Annotated in this window: 3 protein-coding genes; 2 read left to right on the top strand and 1 reads right to left on the bottom strand. The window is 33.5% G+C overall.

Going from position 1 to position 5,014, the window contains the following annotated elements; all coding sequences use genetic code 11:
• Together ppk1 and A9G30_RS01000 are read left to right on the top strand one after the other, a co-directional pair.
• Positions 1–1,929 (top strand): polyphosphate kinase 1 (gene ppk1, locus A9G30_RS01005; RefSeq protein WP_065587775.1); only part of this gene is annotated, 1,929 nt, incomplete at its 5' end.
• Between the two features lie 72 nt (positions 1,930–2,001).
• Entirely contained in the window at positions 2,002–3,486 is a 1,485-nt protein-coding gene (locus A9G30_RS01000; RefSeq protein ID WP_081295525.1) for a Ppx/GppA phosphatase family protein, read from the top strand.
• A 60-nt stretch (positions 3,487–3,546) separates the two neighbouring features.
• Here the strand turns inward: A9G30_RS01000 and A9G30_RS00995 are convergent, their stop codons facing one another.
• The gene (locus A9G30_RS00995) at positions 3,547–5,007 is read right to left on the bottom strand and encodes a DASS family sodium-coupled anion symporter (protein ID WP_065587773.1); all 1,461 of its coding nucleotides are present in this window, start codon (positions 5,005–5,007) and stop codon (positions 3,547–3,549) included.
• Positions 5,008–5,014: the final 7 nt, after the last annotated feature.

The raw sequence follows: 5,014 nt of genomic DNA, 5'->3' as shown, positions 1-5,014 counted from the left end.
AGTAACCTTGATGAATTTTATAAAGTACAGTTTGCTAACCTAAAAAAATATGTGCTTATTGAACAAGAACAAGCACATTCTTTGCCTAATGCTAAGAATTTATTGCGCCAAGTAAATCAAAAAGTTATCCAATTGGAATTACAATTTGATCAGCTCTACAATGAATTATTATTAGAAATGGCTAGAAATCAAATCTTTTTGATTAATGAACGACAACTTTCCGCCTATCAAGAAAATTGGATAAAGAATTATTATAAACAAAATCTTAGGCAGTACATAACCCCTATTTTGCTCGATAGCCATACAGAGCTTATTCAATTTTTAAAAGATGATCATGCTTATTTGGCTGTAGAAATTATTTGTGAAGATAATATCAGTTATGCATTACTGGAACTACCAACAGATAAAGTTTCTCGTTTTGTATTATTGCCATCTGAAGTGTCCACTAAAAATAAATCCATTATCTTTTTAGACAACATACTTCGATATTGCTTAACGGATATTTTTAAAATATTTTTTGATGCCAAAGAATTAAATGCTTATTCAATTAATATCAATAGGGATGCAGAATACGAATTAAACACCGAATTAGATAGTTTACTTGAGCTTATGTCTCAAGGTTTAAAACAACGTTTAACGGCACAGCCTGTACGCTTTACTTATCAAAAAGATATGCCAAAAGCATTATTTGAATTGTTAATTAATAAGTTACGATTAACTGAACAAGAGGCGATGCCTGGCGGTCGCTATCCTAATTTTAAAGATCTGGTCAAGTTTCCTGATTTTGGGCAGAAGAAGCTATTAAATAAAAAAATTTCAAGTCTAAGTTACAATCGATTTAAACAATTTCGTAATGCTTTTGATACAATAAAAGATCGCGATGTTTTACTTTATTATCCTTACTATTCTTTTGGGCATGTTCTTGAAATTATGCGCCAAGCCTCATTTGATCCTTCTGTTACGCATATTCGTATGAACATATATCGAGTAGCTAAAGACTCACGTTTTATTCATACTGCGATTAATGCTGCTAATAATGGTAAAAAAGTTACTGTAGTGGTTGAGTTACAGGCAAGATTTGATGAAGAAGCAAATATAAAATGGGCAAAACGGCTAATTAGTAGCGGAATTAAAGTCATCTATTCACAACCAAAACTTAAGATCCATGCCAAGTTATTTTTAATTGATCGTAAAGAAGATGATGGAATTGTTCGTTATGCTCATATTGGTTCTGGTAATTTTAATGAAAGAACGGCGGCCATTTATACCGATTTTTCACTATTAACCGCAGATCCAGCCATTACCGATGAAGTTAGAAAAGTATTTAATTTTATTGAAAACCCGTTCAAACCTGTATCATTCAACCATTTGCTTGTTTCACCGCAAAATACACGATTACGATTTTATGAGTTTATCGAGCGGGAAATAAATAATGCAAAAGTGGGGAAACCCGCGGGCATTTATTTAAAGTTAAATGCAATAACAGATCAAGATATGATAGATCAACTATATCGCGCATCATGTGCTGGAGTAAAAATTAGAATGGTAGTAAGAGGAACCTGCGTATTGGTACCGCAAATACCTAACTTAAGTGAAAATATCACGGTCACCAGTATTGTTGATCAGTTTTTGGAGCATGCTCGTGTCTATATTTTTGAAAATGATGGAAGAAAAGATACATATATTTCTTCCGCAGACTGGATGCCTCGTAATCTCGATAACCGTATTGAAGTGGGTGTAAAAATTTTCGATCCAATAATAAAATCAACTATTCATAATATTTTTGATATACAGTGCAATGATAACGTAAAAGCTCGCATTATTGATAAAGATGCCACCAACAATTATGTGCAAAGAGGCAATAAGAAAAAAACCAGAGCCCAATATGCCATTTATGATTATTTGAAACGGTTAGAATCATTTGAATAATGAATTGAGGATTTTAAAGTGAACAAATTCAATGAATATGCCGTAGTTGATCTTGGTTCAAACAGCTTTTATATGGTTATAGTCCGTATCATTGATGGCGCGATGCAAATTATTTATAAAAATAAAAAAAACATTCATCTTGCAACGGGGCTTAATGCTAATAATCAGCTCAATGAATCAAGCATTATACGAGGAGTGCAGTGCCTTGAATTATTTGCTGAACGATTAAAAGGATTTCCAGCTGAACATGTTCGTGTTATAGCGACGCATACTTTGCGTGTTGCCAAAAATAAGCATCAATTTTTGATGGCTGCAGCCAAAGTATTTCCTTTTCCTATTGAAATTATTTCAGGTCAAGAAGAGGCTCGCCTTATTTATTTAGGTGCCATGACGACAGAATCAACATCGTCAACTGATACCAAATTTGTAGTAGATATCGGTGGTGGATCGACTGAAATTGCAATAGGAAAAGGAAATGATTTAAAACCATTGCTTGTAGCTAGCCGTCCCATGGGGTGTGTAACTTACGCTAAGCAATTCTTTCATGATCAAAAAATCGATTTTGATTCATTTCAACGAGCAAGGCTTGCCGCCGAACAACAAATTGAAAGTATGATTCATATTATTAAAAAGCAGAAAATCACTGTAGCATTTGGATCATCGGGAACGATTAAAGCTATTTATCGTATTTTATTAGACATTGGTGTCTGTGATGGAATTATTACGCCTAAAAGGCTAGATGATTTAATTCGTTATATTTTGGAATTTAAATCTTGCCAAGATATTAACTACCCTTCACTTTCTAATGAAAGAAAAAGCATATTTGTTAGTGGGCTGGCAATATTTTGTGGTATTTTTTATGCCCTAGGCTTAGAGGCTTTACGCTTTAGTCCGTGTGCATTACGTGAAGGCGTGCTTTATGAACTCATTGATGGTCCTAATTTCCGAGATATTAGACAAAATACAGCTCAATTACTTTCCGATCATTACAACGTTGATCAACGCCATGCAAAACAAGTGGTTAAAACTGCAAAATTTTTATTTTCTCAATGGCAACAACAAACACAAATCGTTATTCCACCTAATTTAGAATCTATATTGTATTGGGCTGCGCAATTGCATGAAGTTGGGTTAAAAATCAACTTTACTTCGATTCATAAACATTCGAGTTATATTTTAAAGAATAGTAATTTGCCGGGGTTTAATGAAGAACAACAATTACTTTTAGCAACGCTTGTTCGTTATCATCGCAAATCAATTAATATTGATGAAATCCCTTATTTCAGTTTGTTTGAATACAAGCATATAATATCAGCCATGCAAATGCTTAGATTATCTATTCTAATAAATAATCAGCGAAATACCGATCTAAACCTTGATGCATTTAAATTAAAATTATCAAAAAATAGCCCCACCCAAATAACGTTAGAAGTTAATCAAGATTTTGTCGAAAAGAATAAATTAATCTTATTGGATTTAGAGCAAGAACAAAAATATTGGAAACCGATTGATGATTGGCAATTATCAATTAAAATTTGTCGCTATAAAATTAACTAACTATAAAAATACCGCCAGTCAATGTGGCGGCATATAATCTTTAGTGTATATAATTAGTTATTAGCTAAGACCGATTATTTTCCACCATAAAATACCCACAGTAAATAAGATAGCCAGATTTATAATGCTACAAATAAACCCGACTTTCCACCAAGTTTTTACAGGAACAAAACCTTCAGCAAATAATAGCGGATTTCTTGCATTGGCAAATTGTGTAATTGAACCAAAATAGTTAGTACAAATAACTAAAGCAAAAATTGCAATAAATGTGGGTACGCCAAGAGCAATAGCTATCGATAAGAAAACTGGAAATAAAGCGGCGATATGCGCATTACCACTGGCAAAAAGATAGTGCAAATAAACATACGCAACACATAAAACAATCAGCACTAATAACCAGCTACTTTCACCCAAATAACCTTGCACTGCACTACCTATTGTATCACCTAACCATTTTGTCACACCAAGTTTATTGACTTGCCCTGCTATCATCAATAATGCCGCAAACCAAATTAATGTATCCCAAGCTGCTTTTTCACTTTTGATGTCATCCCAACTTAATACACCGGTTAAAAGCAAAATAGTCAAACCAATAAAGGCAGTTGTTGTTGAATCAATATTGAAGTTTTTACCAAAAATCCAAAGTGCTAATAATAGAATAACTGTTCCACCCATAATGATTTCTTTAACGGTGATAGATCCCATTTTTTTCAATTCTTCAGCAGCTAATTTAGGTGCTTCTGGTGTCTTTTTTAGCTCTGGGTTAGTTAAAAAGTAGATAACTAAAGGAATAATAATAAATGAAACTAAGCATGGAACAATAACTACAATAAACCATTGTCCCCAGCCTAATGTGATATCTAGTGATTTTGTCACTAACTTAGCAGCTAATAAATTTCCAGTAAACGCCGTTAAGAACATTGCCGAGGTAATGTCATTGATATGGCTAATAGTTAACATTAAAAATGTACCAATACGGTTTCTTGATTCATCCTTAGGGCTAGAATTAAAATTGATAGCTAATGCTTCAGCTATTGGGTAAATAACCCCACCAGCACGTGCAGTTGTACTTGGAATCGCTGGCGCTAAGGCCATATCAGTGACAGCTAAACCATAGGCAAGTCCCAATGTATTTTTACCTAAGATCTTCACAAGATAATAGGCAATACGTTTACTTAAACCTGTTTTAATAAAGCCACGAGCAATCATAAAAGCAATAACAATTAACCAAATTAACCCACTATTTAATTCGCTTAATGATATCTCTATAGCGTTTTTAGCACTTTCGGCTCCCGTTGGTCTCAATACTGCAAATACCGTAATGGCTAATAAGCCGATTGCACCAATTGGCATAATTTCAGCAACAATACACGCAATTGTTGCAATAAAGATAATGCTTGTTTGCCAACCTTCTTGACTGATGCCTTGAGGAGGAGATATAAACAACCAAAGTATTGCTGAAATTGCCGCAATAATTATAAATGGTAGCCATTTTACTGGCGGTTTTTTTACTACATTCATAGTATTT

It is taken from the genome of Gilliamella sp. Fer4-1 (assembly GCF_001690515.1).
Classification (GTDB): Bacteria; Pseudomonadota; Gammaproteobacteria; order Enterobacterales; family Orbaceae; genus Gilliamella; species Gilliamella apicola_C.
This window is presented reverse-complemented; position numbering and strand designations above follow the sequence as displayed.

Excerpts from the sequence above, each read along its gene's own strand:
- A9G30_RS01000 (WP_081295525.1), top strand. The coding sequence starts at position 2,002 with ATGGTTATAGTCCGTATCATTGATGGCGCGATGCAAATTATTTATAAA.
- A9G30_RS00995 (WP_065587773.1), bottom strand. The coding sequence starts at position 5,007 with ATGAATGTAGTAAAAAAACCGCCAGTAAAATGGCTACCATTTATAATT.